Source organism: Streptomyces sp. NPDC002574 (assembly GCF_042889545.1).
In the GTDB taxonomy this organism is placed as follows: Bacteria; Actinomycetota; Actinomycetes; order Streptomycetales; family Streptomycetaceae; genus Actinacidiphila.
Window position 1 is genome coordinate 43,761 of record NZ_JBIARB010000014.1, and the last position, 24,849, is coordinate 68,609.

General features: G+C 72.5%; 24 protein-coding genes. 17 read left to right on the plus strand and 7 right to left on the minus strand.

What is annotated here, in order from left to right:
* Positions 1-434 precede the first annotated feature (434 nt).
* The 5 genes from ACFYXS_RS30580 to ACFYXS_RS30600 all read left to right on the plus strand — a co-directional run bounded on the left by ACFYXS_RS30580 (position 435) and on the right by ACFYXS_RS30600 (position 7,321).
* Entirely contained in the window at positions 435-4,331 is a 3,897-nt protein-coding gene (locus tag ACFYXS_RS30580) for a Pls/PosA family non-ribosomal peptide synthetase (protein WP_389254373.1), read from the plus strand.
* Positions 4,328-5,692: a M1 family metallopeptidase gene (locus ACFYXS_RS30585; protein ID WP_389254016.1), complete on the plus strand. Its 1,365-nt coding sequence runs from the start codon at positions 4,328-4,330 to the stop codon at positions 5,690-5,692. The genes ACFYXS_RS30580 and ACFYXS_RS30585 overlap by 4 nt, the downstream gene beginning before the upstream one ends.
* Complete coding sequence (locus tag ACFYXS_RS30590) at positions 5,689-5,967, plus strand: glutaredoxin domain-containing protein (RefSeq protein ID WP_389254018.1); 279 nt, start codon at positions 5,689-5,691, stop codon at positions 5,965-5,967. The genes ACFYXS_RS30585 and ACFYXS_RS30590 overlap by 4 nt, the downstream gene beginning before the upstream one ends.
* Positions 5,955-6,518 (plus strand): GNAT family N-acetyltransferase, encoded by a 564-nt coding sequence (locus ACFYXS_RS30595; RefSeq protein WP_389254020.1) that lies wholly within the window; start codon positions 5,955-5,957, stop codon positions 6,516-6,518. Before ACFYXS_RS30590 ends, ACFYXS_RS30595 begins: the two co-directional genes overlap by 13 nt.
* A gap of 206 nt (positions 6,519-6,724) precedes the next feature.
* Entirely contained in the window at positions 6,725-7,321 is a 597-nt protein-coding gene (locus ACFYXS_RS30600; protein ID WP_389254022.1) for a hypothetical protein, read from the plus strand.
* A 64-nt stretch (positions 7,322-7,385) separates the two neighbouring features.
* Here ACFYXS_RS30600 and ACFYXS_RS30605 read toward each other — a convergent pair whose 3' ends face one another.
* A complete protein-coding gene (locus tag ACFYXS_RS30605) occupies positions 7,386-7,967 on the minus strand; it encodes a hypothetical protein (protein WP_319658364.1) in 582 nt (193 codons plus the stop codon).
* A gap of 106 nt (positions 7,968-8,073) precedes the next feature.
* Here ACFYXS_RS30605 and hemL point away from each other — a divergent pair, with 106 nt between their 5' ends.
* From hemL to ccsB, 8 genes are all read left to right on the plus strand, one after another.
* Positions 8,074-9,387: a glutamate-1-semialdehyde 2,1-aminomutase gene (hemL, locus tag ACFYXS_RS30610; RefSeq protein WP_389254025.1), complete on the plus strand. Its 1,314-nt coding sequence runs from the start codon at positions 8,074-8,076 to the stop codon at positions 9,385-9,387.
* Positions 9,384-10,058, plus strand: coding sequence for a histidine phosphatase family protein (locus ACFYXS_RS30615; protein ID WP_389254027.1), 675 nt, complete (start codon positions 9,384-9,386; stop codon positions 10,056-10,058). Before hemL ends, ACFYXS_RS30615 begins: the two co-directional genes overlap by 4 nt.
* A gap of 197 nt (positions 10,059-10,255) precedes the next feature.
* Complete coding sequence (locus tag ACFYXS_RS30620) at positions 10,256-11,548, plus strand: hypothetical protein (RefSeq protein ID WP_389254029.1); 1,293 nt, start codon at positions 10,256-10,258, stop codon at positions 11,546-11,548.
* Between the two features lie 57 nt (positions 11,549-11,605).
* A complete protein-coding gene (locus ACFYXS_RS30625; protein ID WP_389254031.1) occupies positions 11,606-12,178 on the plus strand; it encodes a type 1 glutamine amidotransferase domain-containing protein in 573 nt (190 codons plus the stop codon).
* Between the two features lie 87 nt (positions 12,179-12,265).
* Positions 12,266-12,883 (plus strand): TlpA family protein disulfide reductase, encoded by a 618-nt coding sequence (locus ACFYXS_RS30630; protein WP_389254033.1) that lies wholly within the window; start codon positions 12,266-12,268, stop codon positions 12,881-12,883.
* A 1-nt stretch (position 12,884) separates the two neighbouring features.
* Positions 12,885-13,646, plus strand: a complete 762-nt coding sequence (locus ACFYXS_RS30635) for a cytochrome c biogenesis protein CcdA (RefSeq protein ID WP_319658370.1) — start codon at positions 12,885-12,887, stop codon at positions 13,644-13,646.
* A gap of 3 nt (positions 13,647-13,649) precedes the next feature.
* Positions 13,650-15,398, plus strand: coding sequence for a cytochrome c biogenesis protein ResB (locus ACFYXS_RS30640; RefSeq protein WP_389254035.1), 1,749 nt, complete (start codon positions 13,650-13,652; stop codon positions 15,396-15,398).
* A complete protein-coding gene (ccsB, locus tag ACFYXS_RS30645) occupies positions 15,395-16,474 on the plus strand; it encodes a c-type cytochrome biogenesis protein CcsB (RefSeq protein WP_389254037.1) in 1,080 nt (359 codons plus the stop codon). Before ACFYXS_RS30640 ends, ccsB begins: the two co-directional genes overlap by 4 nt.
* A 24-nt stretch (positions 16,475-16,498) precedes the next feature.
* Here ccsB and ACFYXS_RS30650 read toward each other — a convergent pair whose 3' ends face one another.
* From ACFYXS_RS30650 to ACFYXS_RS30660, 3 genes are read right to left on the minus strand one after another with little or no spacing between them, the layout of a single operon-like run.
* A complete protein-coding gene (locus tag ACFYXS_RS30650; RefSeq protein ID WP_389254039.1) occupies positions 16,499-17,461 on the minus strand; it encodes an isopenicillin N synthase family dioxygenase in 963 nt (320 codons plus the stop codon).
* Positions 17,458-17,904, minus strand: a complete 447-nt coding sequence (locus ACFYXS_RS30655) for a nucleoside deaminase (RefSeq protein ID WP_389254041.1) — start codon at positions 17,902-17,904, stop codon at positions 17,458-17,460. The genes ACFYXS_RS30650 and ACFYXS_RS30655 overlap by 4 nt, the downstream gene beginning before the upstream one ends.
* A gap of 22 nt (positions 17,905-17,926) precedes the next feature.
* Positions 17,927-18,340, minus strand: a complete 414-nt coding sequence (locus ACFYXS_RS30660; RefSeq protein ID WP_389254043.1) for a PLD nuclease N-terminal domain-containing protein — start codon at positions 18,338-18,340, stop codon at positions 17,927-17,929.
* 88 nt (positions 18,341-18,428) lie between these two features.
* Here ACFYXS_RS30660 and ACFYXS_RS30665 point away from each other — a divergent pair, with 88 nt between their 5' ends.
* Together ACFYXS_RS30665 and mqnP are read left to right on the plus strand one after the other, a co-directional pair.
* Positions 18,429-19,880 (plus strand): menaquinone biosynthesis decarboxylase, encoded by a 1,452-nt coding sequence (locus tag ACFYXS_RS30665; RefSeq protein ID WP_389254046.1) that lies wholly within the window; start codon positions 18,429-18,431, stop codon positions 19,878-19,880.
* A complete protein-coding gene (gene mqnP / locus ACFYXS_RS30670; RefSeq protein ID WP_389254048.1) occupies positions 19,877-20,800 on the plus strand; it encodes a menaquinone biosynthesis prenyltransferase MqnP in 924 nt (307 codons plus the stop codon). Before ACFYXS_RS30665 ends, mqnP begins: the two co-directional genes overlap by 4 nt.
* 52 nt (positions 20,801-20,852) lie before the next feature.
* Here the strand turns inward: mqnP and ACFYXS_RS30675 are convergent, their stop codons facing one another.
* From ACFYXS_RS30675 to ACFYXS_RS30685, 3 genes are all read right to left on the minus strand, one after another.
* On the minus strand, positions 20,853-21,530 hold the full coding sequence (locus ACFYXS_RS30675; protein WP_389254050.1) for a DUF4870 domain-containing protein: 678 nt from the start codon (positions 21,528-21,530) through the stop codon (positions 20,853-20,855).
* A gap of 43 nt (positions 21,531-21,573) precedes the next feature.
* Positions 21,574-22,110 carry a rhomboid family intramembrane serine protease gene (locus ACFYXS_RS30680; RefSeq protein WP_389254375.1) on the minus strand — a complete coding sequence of 179 codons (537 nt, stop codon included), beginning with the start codon at positions 22,108-22,110 and terminating at the stop codon, positions 21,574-21,576.
* A 210-nt stretch (positions 22,111-22,320) separates the two neighbouring features.
* Complete coding sequence (locus ACFYXS_RS30685) at positions 22,321-23,400, minus strand: hypothetical protein (RefSeq protein ID WP_389254052.1); 1,080 nt, start codon at positions 23,398-23,400, stop codon at positions 22,321-22,323.
* A 103-nt stretch (positions 23,401-23,503) separates the two neighbouring features.
* On the opposite strand from ACFYXS_RS30685, the gene ACFYXS_RS30690 reads away from it, so the two are divergent.
* Complete coding sequence (locus tag ACFYXS_RS30690) at positions 23,504-24,256, plus strand: UbiX family flavin prenyltransferase (protein WP_389254054.1); 753 nt, start codon at positions 23,504-23,506, stop codon at positions 24,254-24,256.
* A 97-nt stretch (positions 24,257-24,353) separates the two neighbouring features.
* The gene (locus ACFYXS_RS30695; protein ID WP_319658381.1) at positions 24,354-24,809 is read left to right on the plus strand and encodes an Lrp/AsnC family transcriptional regulator; all 456 of its coding nucleotides are present in this window, start codon (positions 24,354-24,356) and stop codon (positions 24,807-24,809) included.
* Positions 24,810-24,849 lie beyond the last annotated feature (40 nt).

Below are 24,849 nucleotides of genomic sequence, written 5' to 3' on the forward strand. Positions count from 1 at the left end.
CCTTCGGCCGTGCCACCGGGACCCCCGTCCGGTGGCGGACCCGTTGTGAGACCAGCCACTTGGTGCCCGTTTCGGCGGGCCGCGCGGATTAATGGCAGGTAAACTGCCTGTTTGCTATTCGTGACGCCAGGTGAAAGGGCCCGTCGTCGTCCAGAGCGGACGACAGCGGAACGGGGATGTGCCGGGCGTACGCCAGCCGCGGGAAGAAGCCCGCGGTGCCGGGACAGCGTCGTCCCCGGCCGGCCGGGACCGCCCGTCGCGCGGACCCCGGCACCGCAGTGGTCCTTGACTTTTGGAGGGTTTGACATGCGTCCGTCTCTGGCCGTGAGCGACCGGCACCAGGTGTTCCGCGCGTCCGCCGGCGCGCCACCGGCGTCCGGGTCGTTCGAGCCGGGGAGCCCCGCGTGACGCTCGTCGACTCGCCGCTCCCGCAGCTGCCCTTGCTGGACGCCGCCCTCGCGGGCGTCGCCACCGCCCCGGACGAACCCGTCCCGGCGCTCTTCCGCGCCGGCGACGCCGCGCCGGAGCGCACCCTGCTCGACATCCTCGCCGCCACGGCCCGCGCGCACCCCGCCGCGGCCGCCGTCGACGACGGCACCACCGCGCTGAGCTACCGCGCGCTGGCCGCCGAGACCGAGCGGCTGCGCCGCCGCCTGGCCGACGCCGGGATCGGCGCCGGCGACCGGGTGGGCGTACGCGTCCCCTCGGGCACCGTCGACCTGTACGTGTCGATCCTCGCCGTCCTGGCCGCGGGCGCCGCCTATGTGCCGGTCGACGCCGAGGACCCCGACGAGCGCGCCGAGCTGGTCTTCTCCGAGGCCGGCGTCTGCGCCGTGATCGGCGAGCACCGCGCGATCACCCCGCACGCCGCGCCGCGCGGCGAGCCGGGCCGCCGCCCCGGGCCGGGCGACGACGCGTGGATCATCTTCACCTCCGGCTCCACCGGCAAGCCCAAGGGCGTCGCCGTCACCCACCGCTCCGCCGCCGCCTTCGTCGACGCCGAGGCCCGGCTCTTCCTCACCGAGGAGCCGCTGGGGCCCGGCGACCGGGTGCTGGCCGGCCTGTCGGTGGCCTTCGACGCCTCCTGCGAGGAGATGTGGCTGGCCTGGCGGCACGGCGCCTGCCTGGTGCCCGCGCCGCGCTCCCTGGTCCGCACCGGACTGGACCTCGGCCCCTGGCTGGTCGAGCAGGGCATCACCGTGGTCTCCACCGTGCCGACGCTGGCCTCCCTGTGGCCCATCGAGGCCCTGGACGACGTACGTCTGCTGATCTTCGGCGGCGAGGCCTGCCCGCCCGAGCTCGCCGAGCGCATGGCCGTCGAGGGCCGCGAGGTGTGGAACACCTACGGCCCGACCGAGGCCACCGTCGTCGCCTGCGCCGCCCAGCTCACCGGCGAGGGCCCGGTCCGCATCGGGCTGCCCCTCGACGGCTGGGAACTGGCCGTCGTGGACGCCGCCGGCGAGCCGCTGCCCATGGGCGCCACCGGCGAACTGGTCATCGGCGGCGTCGGCCTGGCCCGCTACCTGGACGCGGCCAAGGACGCCGAGAAGTACGCCCCGCTGCCCCCGCTCGGCTGGGAGCGCGCCTACCGCAGCGGCGACCTGGTCCGCGCCGAGCCCGAGGGCCTGATCTTCATGGGCCGCGCCGACGAGCAGATCAAGCTCGGCGGCCGCCGCATCGAGCTCGGCGAGATCGACGCCGCGCTCCAGGCGCTGCCCGAGGTCGCGGGTGCCGCGGCCGCCGTCCGCACCACCCGGGCCGGCAACCAGATCCTCGTCGGCTACGTCGCCGGCACCGACGCCTTCGACCAGACCGACGCGCTGGCCCGGCTGCGCGAGGCGCTGCCCGCCGCGCTCGTCCCGCTGATCGCCGTCGTCGACACGCTGCCCACCCGGACCTCCGGCAAGGTCGACCGCGACGCGCTGCCCTGGCCGCTGCCCGCTCTCGACGCCGCGGGGGCGCTGCCCGGCGACCTGACCGAGACCGAGACCTGGCTCGCCGAACAGTGGGGCGAGATCCTCGGCGCGCCCGCCACCGGCGCCGACGCGGACTTCTTCGCGCTCGGCGGCGGCAGCCTCACCGCGGCCCGGCTGGTCTCCCAGCTGCGCACCCGCTTCCCCAGTGCCTCGGTCAGCGAGATCTACCAGCACCCCACGCTCGCCGGCCTCGCCGCGCGGCTGGACGAGGCCGACGCCCGCCGCACCGCCGCCCGCACCATCGCGCCGGTGCCCCGGCGCGCGGCCGCGGCGCAGCTCGCGCTGATGCTGCCGCTGCTCACCTTGGCCGGGCTGCGCTGGGGCGTGGTGGCCGCCGCCCTCGGCAATGTGCTGACGCTGCTCGGCGCCTCCACCGGCGCCCCCACCGTGTCGTGGTGGTGGGTCGTGGTCGGCTGGGCCCTGCTCATCAGCCCGGCCGGCCGGCTGGCGATCTCCGCGGGCGGCGCGCGGCTGCTGCTGCGCGGCGTGCGCCCGGGGACGTACCCCCGCGGCGGCGGCGTGCACCTGAGGCTGTGGACCGCCGAACGCCTCGCCCACTTCAGCGGCGCGACCCAGCTGACCGGCGCCTGGCTGACCCACTACGCGCGGGCCCTGGGCGCCCGCATCGGCGACGGCGCCGACCTGCACTCCCTGCCGCCGCTGACCGGCATGCTCAAACTCGGCCGGGGCAGCGCCGTCGAGCCCGAGGTGGACCTCGCGGGCCACTGGCTCGACGGCGACCTGCTGCGCGTCGGCAAGATCCGGATCGGCGCCGGCGCCACCGTCGGCTCGCGCTCCACGCTGTTCCCCGGCGCCCGCGTCGGCAAGCGCGCCGAGATCGCGCCCGGCTCCGGAGTGAAGGGCGCCGTCCCCGCCGGGCAGCGCTGGGCGGGCGTCCCCGCCGCCCGTACCGGCAAGGCGTCCCACCGCTGGCCCGACACCCGGCCGCCGCGCAAGCGGCGCTGGGCGCTCGCCTACGAGATGGCGTCCTTCACGCTCGGCATGCTGCCGACGGTGGCCTCGGTGCCCGCCGTCCTCGTCCTCGCCGCCTTCCTGCGCGGCGCCGGACACGCCTCCCTGGCCGCCGCGCTGGCCGCCGTCCCGCTCGCCACCCTCGCCTGGCTGCTGACGTACGCGCTGCTCGTGCTGGGCGGCGTGCGCGTGCTGGGCCTCGGCCTGCGCGAGGGACACCATCCCGTGCACGGCCGGGTCGCCTGGCAGGCATGGGCGACCGAACGCCTGATGGACATGGCCCGCGGGCACCTCTTCCCGTTCTACGCGAGCCTGTTCACGCCCGTGTGGCTGCGGGCGCTCGGCATGAAGATCGGCCGCCGCGTCGAGGCCTCGACCGTGCTCGCGCTGCCCTCGATGACCACCGTGGGAGACGGCGCCTTCCTCGCCGACGACACCATGGTCGGCTCCTACGAGCTGGGTGGCGGCTGGATGCGCATCGCCGGGGCCCGGATCGGCAAGCGGGCCTTCCTCGGCAACTCCGGCATGACCGCCCCCGGTCGCTCGGTGCCCAAGAACGGCCTGGTCGGCGTGCTCTCGTCGACCCCCAAGGGCTTCAAGGCGGGCAGCTCGTACCTCGGCATGCCGCCGATGAAGCTGCCCCGCACCCCCGAGGCCGCCGACCAGAGCCGCACCTTCGCGCCGCCCCGGCACCTGGTGCTGGCCCGCGGGGCCGTCGAGCTGTGCCGGGTCGTCCCCCTGATGTGCGCGGCCGCGCTGGCCGTGCTGCTGCTGGCCGGGTACGCGGTGCTGGCGAGCCGGTTCGGCGTCGCGGTGGCGCTGCTCGCCGGAGGGCTGCTGCTCGCCGTCGCCGGCGCGGTGGCCTGCGTGGTGGCCATCGAGGCGAAGTGGCTGCTGGTCGGGCGCTTCCGGGCGGTCGAGCGGCCGCTGTGGAGCTCCTTCGTCTGGCGCAACGAACTGGCCGACACCTTCGTCGAGGTGCTGGCCGTGCCGTGGGCGGTCGGCGCGCTCGGCGGCACCCCGCTGATGAGCCTGTGGCTGAGGACCATGGGGGCCAGGATCGGGCGGGGCGTATGGTGCGAGACGTACTGGCTGCCGGAAGCCGACCTGGTCAGGGTCGGGGACGGCGCCACCGTCAACCGCGGCTGCGTCGTGCAGACGCACCTGTTCCACGATCGGATCATGCGCATGGACGAGGTCGTCCTCGAGCAGGGCGCCACGCTCGGCCCGCACGGCATCGTGCTCCCCGGGGCGACCGTCGGCGCGCGCACCACGATCGGCCCGGCCTCGCTGGTCATGCGCGGGGAGAGCGTTCCCGAGGGCACCCGGTGGCTGGGCAACCCGATCTCCGCCTGGCACACAGAGGGGGCCCGCAGAGGGTGAGCAACGGCAAGCGCGTGCGTGGCGGGGAGAGCGTCCCCGCCACGCCGGGGGCGGACGTGTCCGCCGACTCCTACTTCCCCGAGCACGGCAACGGCGGGTACCAGGTCGCCCACTACGACCTGGAGCTCGACTACCGCCCGGCGGCCAACCGGCTGACCGGCCGCGCGCGGATCTCGGCGGTCGCCACCCGCGCGCTGTCCGGGCTGAGCCTGGACCTCGGCCCGTTCCGGCTGGACCGGGTCCTCGTCGACGGCCGGCCGTGCCGCTACACGCACCGCGCGGGCAAGCTGCGGATCAAGCCGCTGAAGACGCTGCCCGCCGGACCGTTCGAGATCGAGGTCCGCTACGTCGGCAACCCCAAGCCGGTGCGCACCCGTGACTGGGGCGACCTGGGCTGGGAGCAACTGGAGGACGGCGCCCTCGTCGCGAGCCAGCCGATCGGGGCGCCCTCCTGGTTCCCCTGCAACGACCACCTGGGCGACAAGGCCAGCTACCGGATCACGGTGGCCGCGCCCTCGGCGTACGCGGTCGTGGCCAACGGCAGCCTGGAGTCGTACCGCGTCGGCGCCTCGACCACGACCTGGGTGTACGAGCAGGCCGAGCCGATGCCGACGTACCTCGCGACCGTCCAGATCGGCGCGTACGAGCTGATCGACCACATCGGCGGCGACATACCGCAGCCCGCCGCCGTCCCCGCCGCGCTCGTGGCGGACTTCGGCCACGACTTCGGGCGCCAGCCGGAGATGATGAGGGCCTTCTCCGGGCTGTTCGGGCCGTACCCGTTCGCCGAGTACGCGGTCGTGGTGGTGGACGAGGAACTCGACGTCCCCGTCGAGGCCCAGGCGCTGTCCATCTTCGGCCGCAACCACGTCGACGGCCGGCGCGGTTCCGAGCGCATGGTCGCCCACGAGCTCGCCCACCAGTGGTTCGGCAACAGCGTCAGCATCGCCGACTGGCGGCACATCTGGCTCAACGAGGGCTTCGCCGCCTATGCCGAATGGCTCTGGTCGGAGGTCTCCGGCGGCATCCCGGCCGCCCGCCACGCCGCCCGCGCGCACTCCCGGCTCGCCTCCCTGGCGCAGGACCTGCGGCTCTCCGACCCCGGCGTACGGCGCATGTTCGACGACCGCGTCTACAAGCGCGGCGCGCTCGCCCTGCACGCGCTGCGCACCACCATGGGCGACGCCGCCTTCTTCGCGCTGGCACAGGCCTGGACCCGGACGCACCGTCATGGCAGCGTGACCACCGACCAGTTCATCGCACTGGCCCACCGGCACAGCGACCAGCCCCTGGACGCGCTGGTGTTCCGACCGTGGCTGCACGAGACCCGGCTGCCACGCCTGCCGAGCGGGGAAGCATGAGCGAAGGGCCGGACAACGGCGTCGTCCTCTACTGGCGGCCCGGCTGCCCGTACTGCATGAGGCTGCGGCTCTACCTCTTCGTGACGCGGCTGCGCCACACCAAGGTCAATATCTGGCGGGACCCGGACGGCGCGGCCTTCGTCCGTTCCGTCGCCGACGGCAACGAGACCGTGCCCACGGTGACCGTCGCCGGGCATGCCATGGTCAACCCCTCCCGGCGCCGACTCCGCGAGGCCGTGGCGGCGCACGCGTCGCACGCGCAGTGGAACGGCTGACCCCGCGACTGCGCCTGCGGGCGTGGCGGGAGGCGGATCTGGACCCGCTGGCCGCGATCAACGCCGACCCGGAGGTCATGCGCTTCATCGCGGACGGCTCGACCCGCACCCGCGAGGAGACCGCCGCCCAACTGGAGCGCTTCCGGCGTGAAGGGCGCGACCGGCATGAGCACCGTGAGCACGGCCCTGGCGCCTTCGCCGTCGAGGTCCGCGGCACGGGCGAACTCGCGGGCTGGGTCGCGCTGACGGTGCCGGCCTTCCTGCCCGAGATCCTGCCCGCCGTGGAGATCGGATGGCGTCTCGGTCGGGCCCACTGGGGCCGCGGCTACGCGACCGAAGCCGCCCGCTCGGCAATGGAGTTCGCCTTCACCGAGGCCGGGCTGGACCGGCTGGTGAGCGTCTGCCACGTCGACCACCACGCCTCCGCCCGCGTGATGGCCAAGCTCGGCATGACCCTCGACCGGACGACGACCGTGCCCGCCCACGGTCAGCCGGTACGGGTCACCGCGATCACGCGGGAGCGGTACGCGGCGGCGTCGCACCGGGCCTGACGACCGGCGCCCCGTCAGGCCCCCCGGCACCGTGGACGGATGGGGGCCGGGGCGACTGCCCATCGGCCGGGGAACTGCCATAGGGTTCGGCGCGGACCGGCCCGTTCGGTCAGTTGCCGTACAGCGCTGCTCAGTTCGGGTCAGTTCAGGTCAGATCAGGTCACAGTCAGGCAGTCGTCCGACAGGCACGTGCAGGGGAGCACAGCGTGAGTCTCATCAAGAAGGCATTCGAAGTCATCGAGAAGGGCTTTGATGCGGGCGGTGACGCCATCCACGACTTCACCGTCAACCGCCGCACGGCCGAGCTCTTCCTGAAGCTGGGTGTCGCGGTCTACGCCGAGCAGCGCCTCGGCGGCTCGCACGAGCCGGTGGAGAGGATGTTCGAGGCCCTGGAGGGCCACGTCGCGGAGAACGGCGAGGTGGAGCTCGACCACCTCAAGGAGGCCCACGAGGTCCTGGGCGAGGCGTTCGTCGCCAAGCACACCGCGGAGATCGAGGCGGAGGAGGCCGCCGAGGCCAAGGCCGTCGAGGAGGCCGCCGCCGCTGCCGCGGCCGCCGTCGCCGCAGCCGCTGCCGTGACCCCGGCCGCACCCGTCGCGGCCCCCGCCGCTCCTGTCGCCGCCCCCGCGGTTCCGGCCGAGGCCCCCGCCCCGGTCGCCGCCCCCGCGGCCCCTGTCGAGGCCCCCGCCGCGCCCGTGGAGGCTCCGGCGGCTCCCGTCGAGGCCGCCGTCGCCCCGGTCGCCCCGGCGGCTCCCGCCGAGGCGCCCGCCCCGGCTCCGGTGGAGCCCACCCCCGCCAACTGACCCGTACGCGAAGGCCCGGCGGACGTCGTACCGACGCGCCGGGCCTTTCGCGTGTGCCGTCCGGTCAGGGCCAGACGAGGCAGTACAGCTGGTGCCCGCTCTCATGGCAGCGCTGGGCGAAGTCCTGCCACTCGTGGAGCATCTTGTAGATCATGAAGGCGTCCCTCGGACCGCGCCGGTCGGGGACGGTGGACCAGATGAACGCGGCGGCGCCGAGCGCCTCCTCGTCGGCCTTGCGGAGCGGCTCGACGACGGAGATGGGCAGCTTGACGACGGCGTAGTCGGGGTGGAGGACGACCAGTTCCAGCGGCGGGACCTTGGCCGGGGGTATGCCCTCGATCCCGGTGAGCACCATGGCGGCCATGGTCTCCGGCTTGACCTTGGTGTACATGCCCTGGCCCAGTTCGTCGCCGCCGAGCTCCTCCGGACGCATGGAGATGGGGACCCGCGCGGCCGTGGCACCGTCGGGTGCGCCGAAGTACTTGTAGGTCACCCCCACTCGGCCACCCCTGCTCCCGCGTTTCTCAACGGCCTTGTCGCGCTCTGTTGACGGCCGGCGTCGCCGGCCGGTGGTACGGGCGTGCTCGGGATCGGGGTCGTCGTCCCCGCCGCCCAGATCGCCACCGCGTTCGCCACCGCGCTGCATTCCACTACCCGACCATCCGCAGACCCAACCGCGCAACCCGATCATCGTCTCAGATGCACGGTCGATACCTCATCGCGCAACGCCCGGCATTTGAGAGCATGTGCTTGTGAGCTATCCGTACGCCTACGACGCGCCAGTTTCTCAGACCTTGTTCGATCGAGCAGCCGCCGTGACCCCAGGTGGGGTGAACAGCCCGGTTCGCGCCTTTCGCGCCGTGGGCGGTACGCCCCGTTTCATGGTGTCCGGCAGTGGTCCCTACCTCAAGGACGCGGACGGCCGCGCATATGTGGACCTCGTGTGCTCGTGGGGACCGATGATTCTCGGCCACGCGCACCCCGAGGTGATCGCCGCCGTGCAGACCGCGGTCGCCCGCGGCACTTCCTTCGGCACTCCCGGTGAGGGCGAGGTGGAACTCGCCGAGGAGATCGTCGCGCGGGTCGCGCCGGTCGAGCAGGTGCGGCTGGTGTCGTCCGGCACCGAGGCCACCATGTCGGCGATCCGGCTGGCACGCGGATTCACCGGCCGGGCCAAGGTGATCAAGTTCGCGGGGTGCTACCACGGTCATGTGGACGCGCTGCTGGCCGCGGCGGGTTCCGGCGTTGCCACTTTCGGGTTGCCGGACACCCCCGGGGTGACGGGCGCGCAGGCCGGCGACACGGTGGTGCTGCCCTACAACGACCTGGGCCAGGTGCGGGCCGCGTTCGCCGCGCACCCCGGTGAGATCGCCTGCGTGATCACGGAGGCCTCGCCCGGCAACATGGGCGTCGTGCCCCCGGCGGAGGGCTTCAACCAGGGCCTCGCCGACCTGTGCCGGGAGAACGGGGCGCTCTACATCTCCGACGAGGTCATGACCGGCTTCCGGGTCTCCCGGGCGGGCTGGTACGGCATCGACGGCGTCCGCCCCGACCTGATGACCTTCGGCAAGGTCATGGGCGGCGGCTTCCCGGCCGCGGCCTTCGGCGGCCGCGCCGATGTCATGGCGCACCTGGCCCCGGCCGGCCCGGTCTACCAGGCGGGCACGCTGTCCGGGAACCCCGTGGCCACCGCCGCCGGCCTGGCGCAGCTCCGGCTGCTGGACGACGCCGCGTACGCGACGGTGGACCGCGTCGCCGCCGAGGTGTCCGGCCTGGTGAGCGAGGCGCTGGCCAAGGAGGGCGTGGCGCACAGCCTGCAGACCGCGGGGAACATGTTCTCCGTGTTCTTCACCGAGGGCCGCGTGACCGACTACGACGCGGCGAAGCGGCAGGAGTCGTTCCGCTTCACCGCCTTCTTCCACTCGATGCTGGCGCAGGGCGTCTACCTGCCACCGTCGGCCTTCGAGTCCTGGTTCGTGTCGACGGCGCACGACGCCGCCGCGATCGAACGGATCGCCGCCGCCCTGCCGGCCGCAGCCCGCGCCGCCGCGGAGGCCACCGCATGAGCGAGATCACGGTCGTCCACCTGATGCGGCACGGCGAGGTGGAGAACCCCAGCGGGGTCCTCTACGGGCGCCTGCCCGGCTACCACCTGTCCGACCTCGGCCGGAAGATGGCCGACCGGGTCGCGGAGCACCTGTCGGGGCGCGACATCACCTACGTGGTGGCCTCCCCGCTGGAGCGTGCCCAGGAGACGGCGGCGCCCATCGCCTCCGTGCTCGGCCTGGACGTCGCGCGCGACGAGCGCCTCATCGAGGCGGACAACGCCTTCCAGGGCAAGACCTTCGGCGTGGGCGACGGCGCCCTGCGGCGCCCGTCGAACTGGAAGCTCCTGGTCAACCCGTTCCGGCCGAGCTGGGGCGAGCCCTACGTCGACCAGGTCGTCCGGATGACGAGCGCGCTGGAGGCGGCCCGCGACGCGGCACGCGGCCACGAGGCGGTCTGCGTCAGCCACCAGCTGCCGATCTGGACCGTGCGCAGCTACGCGGAGCGGCGGCGGCTGTGGCACGACCCGCGCAAGCGGCAGTGCACCCTGGCCAGCCTGACCACGTTCACCTACGAGGATGACAAGCTCGTCTCCGTGGGGTACAGCGAGCCCGCCCGCGATCTCGTCCCGGCCCATCTGCTGGCCGGCGCGAAGCCGGTCAAGGGCGGCAGCAAGGGCTTCGGGGCGTAGCCCCGGCGGCGGCCGGTGCCTCCAGGGGCACCGGCCGCACCGCCCCCACCACCGTTTCTCCCGGACCGCAACCGGCACGCCGCCACCGTGGCCGAATCACTCCGCTTTCCCGGTGAATCCGCCGTGCGACGCAGGAGCCCGCCCCTCCTCCATGGCATCCAGTGCGATGAGGCCGTCGCGCACGGAAATGGGGCGGAATGCGGGAGATCAGCCGGCGTGGAGTGCTGGGCCTGGCGGCCGGTGCCGCCGCGGCGGGTCTGGCGGGATGTGGCAGGGATCACACCGAGGGTCGTCGCGCGCCGGGCGGGGGACCGGAGGTGTCGCCGCGCCCGCGGACGACCGGCACCGCGTCCACGGCCCGCCCGATCGGGGACGGCTCGACCGCCGACACCGGCCCGCAGCCGCACCAGCCGGTCGCGCGGCGCCTGGAGCCGGGGGAGCGGCCCCCGCAGTTCGTGGTGTTCTCCTGGGACGGTGCCGGGGAGCTCGACGACGGGCTCTTCTCGCGCTTCCGCAAGGTCGCCGCCGACCACGGCGCGAAGATGACCTTCTTCCTCTCGGGCATCTACCTGCTCCCCGAGTCCAAGAAGCACCTGTACCGGCCCCCGAACAACCCCGTCGGCGCCTCCGCGATCGGCTACCTCTCCGACAGGCACGTGCGCGCCACCCTCGAACAGGTCCGGCTGGCCTGGCTGGAGGGCCATGAGATCGGCACGCACTTCAACGGCCACTTCTGCTCCGGCTCCGGTTCGGTGGGCCGCTGGACCCCGGCGGACTGGCGCAGCGAGATCGAGCAGGCGGTCTCCTTCGTGGAGACCTGGCGCACCAACACCGGCTTCGAGGACCTGCCGGCCCTGCCCTTCGACTACCGCAGGGAGCTGACCGGCGGCCGCACGCCCTGCCTGCTCGGGCGGGACGGCCTGCTGCCCACCGCCGCGCGGCTGGGCTGGCGCTACGACGCGAGCGCGCCGGGAGGCCTGCAGATGTGGCCGGGCCGGTTGCACGGCATGTGGAACCTGCCGTTGCAGTCGGTGCCCTTCCCCGGGCACTCCTTCGAGGTCCTGTCGATGGACTACAACATGCTCGCCAACCAGTCGGCGAACTCCACCCGCGGCAATCCCGTCAACTACCCGGTGTGGGAGCGGCAGGCGAGGGACGCCTACCTGTCCGGTTTCCTGCGGGCGTACGAGACCAACAGGGCGCCGCTGTTCATCGGCAACCACTTCGAGCGGTGGAACGGCGGCATCTACATGGACGCGGTGGAGGACGCGCTGAGGCGGATCGCCGGTCACGACGAGGTGCGCCTGGTGTCCTTCCGGCAGTTCGTGGACTGGCTGGACGTCCAGGACCCGGCGGTGCTGGCGAAGCTGCGCACGCTCGGGCCGGGCCTGCCGCCGCCCGGCGGCTGGCGGCGGTTCCTGGCGCAGGAACGTATCCCCTCCCGGGGTGGAGGGTCCGTTTCGCCCGATCCGCTCGGGGAAGGCGCCTGACCGGCAACCAGGCACCGACGACCGGGCATTCACCGACCAGGCATCGAAGGGAACCCCATGACCGCACCGCTGCAGGGCAGGAAGATCGCCTTCCTCGTCGCCGCCGAGGGCGTCGAGCAGATCGAACTGACCAGCCCGTGGCGGGCCGTGCGGGAGGCCGGCGGCACCCCGCGGCTCGTCTCCCGTGAGCACGGCACCGTCCAGGCCTTCGACCACCTGGACAAGGCGGGCACCTTCCCGGTGGACGACACGCTCGAAGAGGTGGCCTCGGTGGACTTCGACGGCCTCGTGCTCCCCGGCGGGGTCGCCAACCCCGACTCCCTGCGCCTGGATCCCGACGCCGTCCGCTTCGCCAAGGACTTCTTCGACGAGGGACGTCCGGTCGCCGCGATCTGCCACGCGCCCTGGCTGCTGATCGAGGCGGGCGCGGTGCGCGGACGCACCCTCACCTCCTGGCCCAGCCTGTGCACCGACATCACCAACGCGGGCGGCACCTGGCTCGACCAGGAGGTCGTGGTCGACCCCAGCGGCTCCAACGTCCTGGTGACCAGCCGCCGGCCGGACGACCTCAAGGCCTTCGAGGCTGCGTTCGTCACGGCGTTCGCCGACCACACGCCAGGCCGGGGTTAGGCGCCGTTTATACGGGGCATTCGCCGCTTTCGGTAAAGGTGTCGGGGGTGCGTAAGATCGCTCGGGACCACATGCGAAACTTTTCACATGAGTTCTACGCGCGCCCCCCGTCGCGGCTTGCTCCGCGGCGCCGCGGCACTGGCCGGCGCGACCGCGTTCGCGCTGGCCGCCACGGCCTGCTCGACCTCCACGGCCTCCTCCAACGGCACGGGCAACGGGAGCAACTACGTCGGCGGCACCGGTGAGATCTCCACGATCGCGCAGGGCCACCGCACGGCCGCTCCCGAGCTGAGCGGCAAGACCGTCGACGGCGCGCAGCTCAGCCTCGCCGACTACAAGGGCAAGGTCGTCGTCGTCAACGTCTGGGGCTCGTGGTGCCCGCCCTGCCGGGCCGAGGCGCCGCATCTGGCCGAGGTGGCCAAGCAGACGAAGGCCCAGGGCGTGGAGTTCGTCGGGATCAACACCCGTGACCTGCAGACCGCGCAGGCCAAGGCCTTCGAGAAGGAGTTCGACATCCCCTTCCCGAGCCTGTACGACCCGGCCGGCGACCTCCTGCTGCGCTTCCCCAAGGGCAGCCTCAACCCGCAGGCCATCCCGTCCACCCTGATCCTGGACCGGCAGGGGAAGATCGCGGTGCGCGCCCTGAAGGAGCTGAGCGCCGGGGAGCTGCACAAGGCGCTCGACCCGGTGGTCGCGGAGAAGTGACGTGAGCGCACTCGCCGCAGGCGACGTCAACCAGACCGTGCTCAACGGCGCCTTGCTCGCCGCCGTGCCGGTCGCGCTGCTCGGGGGCCTGGTCTCCTTCTTCTCCCCCTGTGTGCTGCCGCTCGTCCCCGGCTACCTGTCGTACGTGACCGGTGTCACCGGCAGCGACCTCGCCGAGGCGCGGCGCGGGCGCATGCTCGCCGGGGCCTCGCTGTTCGTCATCGGCTTCACCGCCGTCTTCGTCTCCGGCGGCGCGCTGTTCGGCAACTTCGGCTGGACGCTGCAGGAGCACAAGGGCGTCATCACCAAGGTGCTCGGCGCGCTCACCATCGTCCTCGGACTGGCCTTCATGGGCCTGGTCGGCGGCATCACCCAGCGCGAGTTCCGCTTCCACCGCAGGCCGACGATGGGGCTGGCGGGCGCGCCGCTGCTCGGCGTGCTCTTCGGCATCGGCTGGACCCCCTGCATCGGCCCGACGCTGGCCGCGGTCAACGCGCTCGCCTTCAACGAGGCCAGCGCCGGGCGCGGCGCGCTGCTCACCGCCGCCTACTGTGTGGGCCTCGGGCTGCCGTTCATAGTGGCGGCCGTCGCCTTCCGCCGCGCCCTCGGTGCCTTCGGCTGGGTCAAGCGCCACTATGTGTGGGTCATGCGGGCCGGCGGCGCGATGCTCGTCGCGGTCGGCGTCCTGCTCGTCACCGGCGTGTGGGACCACATCGTCTACCAGATGCAGATCTGGTCGTCCGGCTTCACCCCAGGGATCTGATCCATGAGCTCCAAAGACACCACCGACGCGGGCGCGGACCTCGCGGCCGCCGGCGCCCAGCTGTCCACCGCGCCCGTCGAGGAGTTCGGCGAGATCGTGCCGGGCTCGTTCGGCGGTGTGCGCAGACCCGGCCTCACCGGCGGGCTCGGCTGGACCGTCCGCGAGGTGTGGGGCTGGCTGCGCTGGATGTGGCGGCAGCTGACCTCGATGCGGGTCGCGCTGATCCTGCTCTTCCTGCTGTCGCTGGCCGCGATCCCCGGCTCCCTGGTCCCGCAGACCAGCGTCGACGCGGTCAAGGCCCAGGACTTCAAGGACGCGCACACCGCGGTGACGCCGCTGTACGAGAAGCTCGGGCTGTTCCACGTCTACAGCTCGGTGTGGTTCTCGGCGATCTACATCCTGCTGTTCGTCTCGCTCGCCGGCTGCATCGTGCCGCGCAGCTGGCAGTTCGTCGGACAGCTGCGGGCCAAGCCCCCGCTCCCGCCGCGCAACCTCACCCGGCTCCCGGCGTACGCCACCTGGCGCACCGAGGCCGACCCGGACGAGGTGCTCGCGGCGGCGCGGCAGGTGCTGCGCGGCCGGCGCTTCCGGACCCGGGCGGCGGACTCCGCGGTCGCCTCCGAGAAGGGCTACTCGCGCGAGGCCGGCAACCTGCTCTTCCACGTCGCCCTGTTCGGGCTGCTGATCGCCTTCGCGGTGGGCGGGCTGTTCAAGGCCGAGGGCGGCAAGCTGATCGTCGAGGGCGACGGCTTCAACAACACCCTCACCCAGTACGACGACTTCAAGCCCGGCACCTTCTACAACGCCGACGACCTGGCGACCTTCGGCTTCAAGCTGGACGGTTTCACCGCCTCGTACGCCCGCAGCGGCCCCGAGAAGGGCACCCCGCGCACCTTCCGCGCCAACATCCACTACTGGACGGACGCGGACGGCAAGCGGACCCCGTCGGCGATCGAGGTCAACGAGCCGCTGGAGATCGGCGGCTCGAAGGTCTACCTCATCGGCCACGGCTACGCGCCCTCCGTCACCGTCAAGGACGGCAAGGGCAACGTGGTCTTCCAGGGCCCGGTGCCCTTCCTGCCGCAGGACGGCAACCTCACGTCGTCCGGCGTGATCAAGGTGATGGACGCCCGCAACCACGCGGACAAGCGGATCCAGTACGGCTTCAGCGGCCTGTTCACCCCGACCTTCGGGCTGAACGCCACACAGGGCCCGCACTCCACGTTCCCCGCCCTGGACTACCCGGCGCTCGTCCTCACCGCCTACTACGGCGACCTGGGCGTGGACGCCGGCCTGCCGCAGAACGTGTACCAGCTCGACACGACCAACATGAAGCAGTTCAAGGACGCGGGCGGCGAGATCGTCCGCAAGGCCATGAAGACGGGCGACACCCTGACCCTGCCGAACGGCGACGGCACGCTCACCTTCGACGGCGTCAAGACCTGGGCCAGCTTCCAGGTCTCCCACCAGGTCGGCAACGGCTGGGCGCTGGTGAGCGCCGTCGGCGCCATCCTTGGTCTGGCCGGATCGCTGTTCATCCAGCGCCGCCGCGTCTGGGTGCGGGCGGTGCGCGGCGCGGACGGTGTCACCGTCGTCGAGCTGGCCGGACTCGGCCGCAGCGAGTCGGTGCGGATCGCCGACGAACTCGGCGACCTCGCCGCCGACCTCACGACCACGGCACCGTTGCTGCCCGCGGCGGACCCGGAATCCTCAGAAGAACCCCTGCCCGATGACGAAGGAGCGCGCGCGTGACCATCGCTGCCGCGGTCAACGAGAACGTCGCCCATATCAGCAACTACCTGATCTACTCGGCGATGGCGGTCTACACGCTGGCCTTCCTGGCGTACATCGCGGAGTGGGTCTTCGGCAGCCGCAGCAAGGTCGCCAGGACCTCCGCCGCGCTCGCCGCCGAACCCGCCGAGGCCCGGCCCGCGGTCACCGTCACCGTCAAGGGCGGCGGCACCGCCACCCTGCAGCGGCCGACGGTCGTCACCCGCGCCTCCAGCAGTGACCGCGGCTTCGCCGACGGTCCCGGCGCCGCCGGAGGCGACCAGCAGGGGGACTCCTACGGCCGGATGGCGATCTCCCTCACCGCGCTGGCCTGGCTGCTGCACGTGGGCAGTGTCGTCGCCCGCGCGGTGTCGGTGCAGCGCGCCCCCTGGGGCAACATGTACGAGTTCTCCACGACCTTCGGCGCCGTCGCGGTCACCGCGTACCTCGTGCTGCTCGCGCTGGGCAAGAAGGTCCGCTGGATCGGGCTCATCCTGACCACCTCGGTCCTGCTCGACCTGGGCCTGGCCGTCTCCGTCCTCTACACGGACAGCGACCAGTTGGTGCCCGCCCTGCACTCGTACTGGCTGTGGATCCACGTCTCCTGCGCGATCATCTCCGGAGCGGTGTTCTACCTGGGCGCGGTCGCCACGCTGCTCTACCTGCTCCGGGACCACTACGAGACGTCCCTCGCGGCCTCGGGCAAGGCCGAGGGCACCTGGGCGGGCATCATGTACCGGCTGCCCGCCGCCGCGAGCCTGGACAAGTTCGCGTACCGGGTCAACGCGATGGTCTTCCCGCTGTGGACCTTCACGATCATCGCGGGCGCGATCTGGGCCGAGGCCGCCTGGGGCCGCTACTGGGGCTGGGACCCCAAGGAGACCTGGTCCTTCATCACCTGGGTCGTCTACGCGTGCTACCTGCACGCCCGCGCCACCGCCGGCTGGAAGGGCCGCAAGGCCGCCTACCTGGCGCTGCTCGCCTTCGCGTGCTTCCTGTTCAACTACTACGGCGTGAACATCTTCATCACCGGCAAGCACTCCTACGCCGGCGTCTGAGCCGCCGGGCCCGCCCCCGCGGGCTCAGTCGGCGCCGTCCACGCCGATCGCGTCCAGCTTGGCCCTCAGGTACGCGTGCGAGTCCACCGGCTCGTACGCGACTCGGCCGGCGGGCGCGGGCAGCGGGGCGACCCGGGTGCCCGGGTCGCACTCGTAGAACCACACCAGCGACATCAGCTCCTCCGCCGGCGCGTCGGCCGGCGGAGGGAGCACGCGGTGCCGCCCGGAGCGCCAGCGGTCACCGGTCCAGCGGGCCATCAGATCACCGATGTTGACGGTGAGGGCGTCCGGGTGCCACGGGGCGTCCTGCCAGCCGCCGGCGTCGGTGTGGACCTGCAGGCCGCCCTTGCCCCGCTGGCGGTCGAGCACGGTGACCGTGCCGAAGTCGGTGTGCGGGCCGATCCGGAACTGGCCGGGCGCGGGGGCGCCGACGACCTCCGTACCGGGGTACCAGTTGAGGTTCAGGCCCCAGGTGGGATGTCCGGTGTGCCGGGTGAAGAAGTCCCGCGGCGCGCCCAGCGCGGTGGCCAGCAGTTCCAGCAGCCGGTCCGACAGCTCGCGCATCCGCGTCATGTAGTCCGTCACCAGCGGCCGCAGTCCCGGCACCTGGGACGGCCAGACATTGGGCAGGAACCACTCGGCGTCCACGACCGGATCGCCGGTGGGCTCCTCGGCCGCGAAGGACCAGGACTCCTTCAGGTCCGGCGGGGTCGCGGTGCCCTCCGCGTAGCCGTTGGCCTCGGCGCCCGGGCCCAGCCAGCCGCGGCCGCCGACCCGCACCGCGTACGCCTGCTTGGCGGCGGCGGGCAGCAGGAAGAAGCCGCGCGCCGACTCCCGGATGGCGGCGCGCAGTCCCGGATCCACGCCGTGCCCGGTGACCAGCAGGAAGCCGGCGGTGCACAGGGCCTCGTCGACGGTCGCGGCGAGGCGGGCGCGGTCGGCGCCGTCGCCGGTGAGCCAGGGGCCGAGGTCGATGGTGGGGATCACGCGCCGATGTCCTCGTTCCACAGCTCGGGGCGGGCCCCGATGAAGTCCGTCATCAGCCCCACGCACGCGGGGTCGTCCAGCAGGACGATCTCCACTCCGTGCTCGGCCAGCCAGTCGTGGCCGCCGTGGAAGGTGCGGGCCTCGCCGATGACCACCCGGGAGATCCCGAACTGCCGCACCAGGCCGCTGCAGTACCAGCACGGCGACAGCGTGGTCACCATGGTCGTGCCCCGGTAGGTGCGCTGCCGGCCGGCCGCGCGGAAGGCGGCCGTCTCGCCGTGCGCCGACGGGTCGCCGTCCTGCACGCGGCGGTTGTGGCCGCGGCCCAGGACCGTCCGGCCGTCCGCGGCGTACAGCGCGGCGCCGATGGGGATACCGCCCTCCGCGAGGCCGGCCCGGGCCTCGGCCACGGCCGTCGCGAGCATCGCCTGTGCGTTGTCCATGACGGCCAGTGTCCCGCGCGGATCAGCCGCGGGGCGGGGTTTCGTCGTGCGTGCCGCCGGGGCCGTTGTCGCGGCGCCGCAGTTCCTCCTCGCGGCGGCGCAGGTCGGCCTCCCAGCTCTTGAGCAGTTCCTCGTCCCGCTTGTTCTCCTCGCGGAGCGAGTGGAGGAACGCCGGGTTGTCGTCGGGGGCGACCCACTGCGTGCGGTGGTTGCGGTGCCACTCCGCGGGGGTGCTGCCGCCGCCCGGCGCGGTGCGGTGCTTGCCGGCGACCAGCCAGACGATCGGGCCGACCAGGATCTCGCCGAAGAGCAGGATGATGATGATCCACACGACCTTGGGAAGGCCGCGGACCTGCTCCTCGGGGGTGTTGAGGCAGTCGATGAAGGCGTAGATCATCAACGCCAGCACCAGCAGGAACGGGAGAAGCCGGATCATCGCGGGAATGCCCCCCAGGCAGCGACGGCGGGGCATGACAGGGCCCCGGTGACGGGTCAAGAGTAGTGCGTACCGGATACTGGACAGCATGGCTTACGACGATCTTCGCTCGCTGCTGAGGGCCCTGGAGAAGGAGGGCGACCTCAGACGCGTCACCGCCGAGGTCGACCCGTACCTGGAGGTCGGGGAGATCGTCGACCGGGTGAACAAGGCGGGCGGCCCCGCGCTGCTGTTCGAGAACGTCAAGGGCTCCTCGATGCCCCTGGCGATGAACGTGTACGGCACCGACCGCCGGCTGCTGAAGTCGCTCGGCCTCACGTCCTACGCCGACATCAGCGACCGCATCGGCGGGCTGCTGAAGCCGGAACTGCCGCAGGGCTTCGTCGGGGTGCGCGAGGCGTTCGGCAAGCTCGCCGGGATGACCCACGTCCCGCCGAAGAAGGTCAAGGACGCGCCGGTCCAGGAGGTCGTCCTCACCGGCGACGACGTGGACCTCGACGCGCTGCCCGCGCTGTTCACCTGGCCCGAGGACGGCGGCTCCTTCTTCAACCTGGGCCTGACGCACACCAAGGACCCCGGGACCGGCGTCCGCAACCTCGGCCTGTACCGGCTCCAGCGGCACGACCGCCGCACCATCGGCATGCACTGGCAGATCCACAAGGACAGCCGCAACCACTACCAGGTGGCGCAGCGGCGCGGTGAGCGGCTGCCGGTCGCCATCGCCTTCGGCTGCCCGCCGGCCGTGACCTACGCCTCCACCGCCCCGCTGCCCGGCGACATCGACGAGTACCTTTTCGCGGGCTTCGTCGGGGGTAAGCGTGTCGAGATGGTCGACTGCAAGACGGTCCCGCTCCAGGTGCCCGCCCACGCCGAGGTGGTGCTGGAGGGCTGGCTGGAGCCCGGGAAGACGCTGCCCGAGGGGCCGTTCGGCGACCACACCGGCTTCTACACCCCGCAGGAGCCCTTCCCCGCGCTGACCGTCGACTGCGTCACGATGCGCAAGCGGCCGCTGCTGCAGTCCATCGTGGTCGGCCGGCCGCCGACCGAGGACGGCCCGCTGGGCCGGGCCACCGAGCGGTTCTTCCTGCCGCTGCTGAAGATCATCGTGCCGGACATCGTGGACTACCACCTGCCCGAGGCGGGCGGCTTCCACAACTGCGCGATCGTCTCCATCGACAAGAAGTACCCCAAGCACGCCCAGAAGGTGATGCACGCCGTCTGGGGCGCGCACATGATGTCGCTGACCAAGCTGATCGTCGTCGTCGACGCCGACTGCGATGTGCACGACCTGCACGAGGTCGCCTGGCGGGCGCTGGGCAACACCGACTACGCCCGCGACCTGTCGGTCGTCGAAGGTCCTGTGGACCATCTCGACCACGCCTCCTACCAGCAGTTCTGGGGCGGCAAGGCGGGCATCGACGCGACCCGGAAGCTGCCCGAGGAGGGCTACACCCGCGACGGTGGCTGGCCCGAGATGGTGCTCTCCGACCCGGAGACCGCCGCGAAGGTCGACCGCCGCTGGAAGGAGTACGGCCTGTGAGCGCGGAATCCGCGACCCCGGACCTTTTCGGCCCCTCGCCCCGGCCCGACGGCAAAGTCCGCGCGTTCCTGCGGCTGGTGATGATCGAGCACTCGGTCTTCGCGCTGCCCTTCGCCTACATCGCCGCGCTCAGCGCGATGTTCGCGCAGGACCGGAGCGTGCACTGGTGGAAGCTCCTCCTGATCACGGTCGCGATGGTGGGCCTGCGCACCTTCGCGATGGCCTGCAACCGGATCATCGACCGTGAGATCGACGCCCGCAATCCGCGCACCGCGGGGCGCGAACTGGTCACCGGCGCCGTCTCCGTGCGTTCGGCGTGGACCGGCGCGCTGATCGCCGTGGTGTTCTTCCTCGGCGCGGCCGCGCTGCTCAACCCGCTGTGCCTGGCACTCGCGCCGATCGCGGTGGTCCCGATGGTGGTCTACCCCTACGGCAAGCGGTTCACGGACTACCCGCACGCGATCCTCGGACTCGCGCAGGCCATGGGCCCGATCGGCGCCTGGCTCGCGGTCAGCGGGACCTGGTCGTGGGACGCGGTCGTCCTCGGTCTCGCGGTCGGCGTGTGGATCGGCGGCTTCGACCTGATCTTCGCCTGCCAGGACGTCGCCGCCGACCGGGCCCACGGCGTGCGCTCGGTGCCGGCCCGGTTCGGCATCGACGGCGCGCTGTACGGCGCGCGCGTCAGCCACGTGGTGACCACCGTGCTGCTGGTCTGGTACGGACTGGCCGTCGGCGCGGGCGCGTTCTGGTGGGTCGGCATGCTGATCGTCGGCGGCGCCTTCGTCTACGAGCACAGCATCGTCAAGCCCGGCGACCTCAGCCGGCTCAACCGCGCGTTCTTCACGGTCAACGGCTTCATCGGCATGGCGCTGTTCGTGTGCGCGCTGCTGGACCTGACGGTCCGGGGGCTCGGCGTCTGAGCGCCGCCGGGGCCCCCGGCCTCCGGGAAGTCCCGGCCCTGCTCAGATCCGCTCAGCCCTGCTCGGACTTGAGGAAGGGCAGCGCGACGAACCGCGGATAGCGCCACCACTGGCCGCTGTTGGCCTTGGTACTGGCGATGGCGCAGAAGATGATCCCGAGCAGCATGTGGAGCGCGCAGAGCGCGAGCAGGCCGAAGCCGACGATGGCCAGGGCGATCGGGCCGCCGTCCTCGCCGTGCCAGATCACCCCACCGAAGCCGGCGAGGTAACCGACGCCGCCCAGCAGGACGGTGATGGCGGCGGTGATGCCGTAGTTCATCGCCTGCGCGGCGTGGTGGCGGATGAACGGGTCGTACTTGTTCTGCTCGTTGTTGCGGATGATCAGCGGCGGGATCCAGCCCAGCGCCCAGCCGAGGCAGCAGATGCTGGAGCCCACGAGGACCGTGATCAGGGCGCTCAGGTGGGCCCACATCGCCGGACCGGTCGGCGGCCGCATCGGCGGCGGCGGGAACGGCGGCGGGTAACCGGGGGCGCCCGCCCAGCCGGGACCGGGGTGGCCGTACGGCGGGGGCGACGGCGGGTACGGTCCCGCGCCGGGGCCGGGAGCGGCGTACGGGCCGGGTCCGGGCGGCGGCGGGTCCTGCGGGGCTGCCTGCGGCGGCCCTTGCGGCGGTTGCTGAGGTGCCGCGTCCTGCGGCGGTATGCCTTCGTGCTTGCTGAAATCGGTCATGCGCGACCGCCCCCCGTGATCGTGTTTCCCGGATCCTACGGCCTCAGCGGATCAAGCCGTCGGCGGGTCGGTCCCGGAACAGGAACGCCGCCGCCACACCGCCCGCCAGGCCGAAGAGATGGCCCTGCCAGGACACGCCCTGCGCGGTGGGCAGCACGCCCCACAGGATCGAGCCGTACAGCACCGCGACGACCAGTCCGACCGCGATGTCGATCAGCCGCCGGTCCACGAAGCCGCGCACCAGCAGATAGCCGAAGAGGCCGAAGACCAGACCGGACGCGCCCGCGGTGTTGGTGTGCGGCGGCGCGACCAGCCAGACGCCCAGGCCGCTGCACAGGATGATGACGAAGGCCACGCTCAGGAAGCGGCGGGTGCCGCGCAGCGCCGCCAGGAACCCGAGGACCAGCAACGGGAGGCTGTTGGCGGCGACGTGGTCGAAGCCGAAGTGGATGAAGGCCGCCGGCACGATGTCCCGCAGCTCCCCGGGCTCGCGCGGCACGATGCCGAAGGTGTCCAGCGCGTGGTGGGTCATCAGGTCGATCGACTCGATCAGCCAGAGCAGCCCGACCCAGGTGAGCATGAGCGCCCCGGCCGTGCGGGCGCGGACGCCCGGGCCCGGCACCGCGCCGTAGCGGGCGCCGTGCCGGGCGTCACCGGCATCGTGGCCGGCGATGGGTTCGTACGCCACAGGATCCCCCCTCGTGGTGGTCCACCGTCCGTGTGTCCGGCCGGACTTCCCCGGACTTCCCACGGTAGACAACGACATGGGGGTTTGTGGCGGTTCCGCGTCTCAGGCGTCCATTCCACCCGCCATGAGCTGCATCACGGCACCCATGATGTCCTGGGGGTCGAGCGGGGTGGCGCCGGCCGGGGCGGAGACGGGCCGGGCGTCGGGCGCGAAGCCGACGGTCAGCGGCAGCGCGCCGTGGATCTCGTCGCCGGTGTCGAACTGGTCGAGGTCCAGGCTGACTCCCGACAGCGTGCCGTCCTTGATGGCGACGTCCACGCTGACGTCCTTGTCCGGCACCTTCTTCAGGTCGGCGGGCGAGAACCCGTCCGGCAGCTGGTCCGCCAGCGGTTCGAGGGCGCCGGCGAGCGCGTCGGCCGTCTTCCCCGCGGGCACGGTGACCTTGACGTGGTCGGCGCCGTCCTTGCTGCCGGCGTCGGTGAACTTCGCGTTGTGCTCAAGGGCGTCGCGCAGCGCCTTGGTGATCCGCTCCTGCGTCTTGGCGTCCAGCGCCGAGGTGTCCGGCAGCGGCGAGCCGGCCGGGTTGTCCTTGGCCATGCTCTTGAAGAACTCCTCGTAGCCCTTGGGGTCGACGGAGACCCACTTGCCGCCGAGCGCGTCCTTCACGGACTTGAGCGAGGAGGGCAGGTCGTCGGCGGCGTCGAGCATCTGCCGGAAGCCCTGCAGATCGGCCTTGTCCTGCTGGGTGGCGAGATCGTCGGCGAGCGACAGGAACTGCCGCAGGTCCGCCCGGAGATAGGCCTGCTTCCCCGCGAGGCTGCGGATCTCCAGCAGGTCCTTGCCCCGGCCGAGCGAGACCTGCAGCGCGACCGAGGTCTCGTCGCCTTCGTCGCCCTTGACGTCCTTCAGCGGCTTGGCGGCGCTCATGGACAGCGAGACGTCGAGCCCGGCGAGCATCTTCGCGTTGTCCTGGGTGAAACCGTCCGAGCCCTTCAGCGCGGACCAGATCTGCTGCTCGCTGCCGCCGAAGCCGACGGACAGCGTGACGGCCTTCTGCTCTCCGAGCCGGTCCAGCGCCTGCTGGACCTTGGCGCCGGCACTCAGGTTCCCGGCGGTGCCGCACGCGGTGGCGGTGGTGGCGATGAAGGCGGCGCAGCCGGCGGCGGCGATGCCCTTGCGCATGGCGTTGATGGTGTTCTCCCCAACCCCTTGGTCGTTACATGAACACCTCACTGACATGTGAGCCGGCCGGAAGGTTGTACGAGCGGCCGGTTAGGCTCGCCACATGGACGACAGCGGGCATGGGACGCCCTGGGTGGTCGGGGTCTCCGGGGCCTCCGGGACGCCGTACGCGGCCGCCGTGATCCGGTCGCTGCTGGACGCGGGCGAGGCCGTCGACCTGGTGGTCAGCCGGGCCGCGCGGCTCACGGTGCTGGACGAGACCGGGGCCCCCTTCCGGGACGGCCACTGGCGCGAGGACCTGTCCCGCTGGCTGGCCCGCGGCGCCGACGGCACCCCGGACCGCTTCGGGGCCGACGTCACCCGGGTGCGTCACTGGGCCGCCGGGGATCTGGCGGCCGGGCCGAGCTCGGGCTCGTACCCCGTCAAGGGCATGCTGATCGTCCCGGCGAGCACCGCCTGTGTGGCCGGGGTGGCGCTGGGGCTCTCCAAGGACCTGCTGCAGCGCGCCGCCAGTGTCACCCTGAAGGAGCGGCGGCCGCTGGTCGTCGCCGTGCGGGAGACCCCGCTCGGCGGGCAGACGCTCCGGCACCTGGTCGCGCTGGACGACGCGGGCGCCGTGGTGCTGCCCGCGTCCCCGGCGTTCTACGCGGGCGCCCGGCACATCCAGGACCTGGTCGACTTCGTCGCCGGGCGGGTGCTGGACGCCGCCGGGGTGCCGCACAAGCTCTACCACCGCTGGGAGGGGGAGCTGGGGGCCGCGCAAGCTGCTGCCGGGACCGCCGTGACGAGGGACACGGACGAAATGCGCGGGATGGCCGGGATGACCGGGACTGCCGAGGCGGATGACGGCGGATGAGGCTGCGGCCGCTCACTGCGCAAGGCACATGCCCGCCGATGCCTTAGATTCTTGTCCCGACAGCGCAATCACGGCATGAATGAAGGGGTCCAGTCTGATGGACGCGGTGGACAGGCAGCTCATCCAGGCCCTCCGTGAGAACGGCCGGGCCTCGTACGCCGAGCTGGGCCGGCTGGTGGGCCTGTCGGGTCCCAGCGTCACCGACCGGATCAACCGTCTGGAGCAGGCCGGTGTGATCACCGGCTACCGGGCCACCATCCACCCCGCCGCCCTCGGCCTCGGCGTCACCGCCCTGGTCGGCCTGCAGCTCAGCGACGCCGCCGACCACGAGGACGTGGCCACCCGGCTGCGCGATCTCGACGAGATCGAGGACTGCTGGTTCATCGCCGGGGACGACTCCTACATGCTCAAGGTCCGCGTCCCCGACGTGGACGGCCTGGAGCACACGATCCGCCGGCTGTCCGGCACCAAGGGCGTCGCGCGCACCCGCACCACCATCGTGCTGTCCACGAAGTGGGAGAACCGGGTCGGGGAACTGCCCGAGACCATGTAGGCGTAAGGTCGATCGGGTTGTCTGCCGGTCAAGGACAGTA